The 975-nt window shown below is 72.6% G+C and carries 2 protein-coding genes; both read left to right on the top strand.

Going from position 1 to position 975, the window contains the following annotated elements; translation table 11 throughout:
• Window positions 1-242 precede the first annotated feature (242 nt).
• Entirely contained in the window at window positions 243-371 is a 129-nt protein-coding gene (locus tag ABD308_RS26530; RefSeq protein ID WP_344339358.1) for a hypothetical protein, read from the top strand.
• Between the two features lie 38 nt (window positions 372-409).
• Window positions 410-940 carry a hypothetical protein gene (locus ABD308_RS26525; RefSeq protein ID WP_344339354.1) on the top strand — a complete coding sequence of 177 codons (531 nt, stop codon included), beginning with the start codon at window positions 410-412 and terminating at the stop codon, window positions 938-940.
• Window positions 941-975 lie beyond the last annotated feature (35 nt).

Here is a 975-nt window from a genome sequence, read left to right as displayed (position 1 = left end):
GGCTCGGTGGTGTGGGACGGCTCGGTGGAGCCGGTACGCCCGTCGACGCCACCCCCGTGGGTGCCGCCGCCTCCTGAACCACTCCCGAAAACCCTCAGGCCCAGGTCCGAGCGCCCCGCCAGGCGCCCGGGCCTGGGCCGTTTTCGCGTCCGGCGGGGGATCCCGGTGGCGCGAAGGCCAAGAACTTCTCGAAGTTCGTCGAGAAGCTCAAGATCGGCGAGTGGGCGGCCGACCAGCAGGGCGTGCGGGCGATGTACTACTTCGACGAGGCCGACACGCCGGACGATGTCATCAAGGCCGCCGAGAAGGTCCTCGGCAGCGACAACGTGTTCCTGTTCAGCATGGAGGACGACGACTGCGATGACGAGTGACGCGTTCATCGACTGGTACCGCACCCGTACCTCCGGGCGTGACTTCGGGCTCCTGGCCGAGGCCTTCGGGCGGGCGGGGATCCACCTCGTCCAACCCGGATTCGACACCGCCGTCCTGCTGGACGCCGAGGGCGAGCACGTCCGCCTGCCGGCCGGCCGGCCGGGTCGCCGAGCTCGTCGGGCTCTCCCTCGGCGACCTCACGCTGAAGTGGTGGTTCACCGCGGACAGTGACGTGGTGTGCGGGATCGCGTACTCCGGCTACGGCTGGGAGAAGCACACCTACTTCCTCGACGCCCTGACGGCCCGGGAGGCGGACGCGGTGGCGGAGGTTCTGCTCGGTGAGGCGCGGGCCCGCCCGGCTGAGACGGTGGCGCTCGTCGTCGACCGGACCGGGTGGACCGCCGAGTTCGACTGGGAGGCCGTGGCGGGCGGCGCGTCGGCGGCCGTTCCCCGCGTGCCCGACATCCTGGTCCTCGCCGGGCGGACCGCCGAGGCCCTGAGCGGGCTGCCCGCGGAGGCGGCCCGAAGCGTCTTCGCGCCCGGCCTGACCCTGCTGAGCGGCCGGTGAGCCGGCCCGTCCCGGGCTCGACGCGTGTCGAGCCC

The organism is Kitasatospora putterlickiae (assembly GCF_039527695.1).
Taxonomy (GTDB): domain Bacteria; phylum Actinomycetota; class Actinomycetes; order Streptomycetales; family Streptomycetaceae; genus Kitasatospora; species Kitasatospora putterlickiae.
This window is presented reverse-complemented; position numbering and strand designations above follow the sequence as displayed.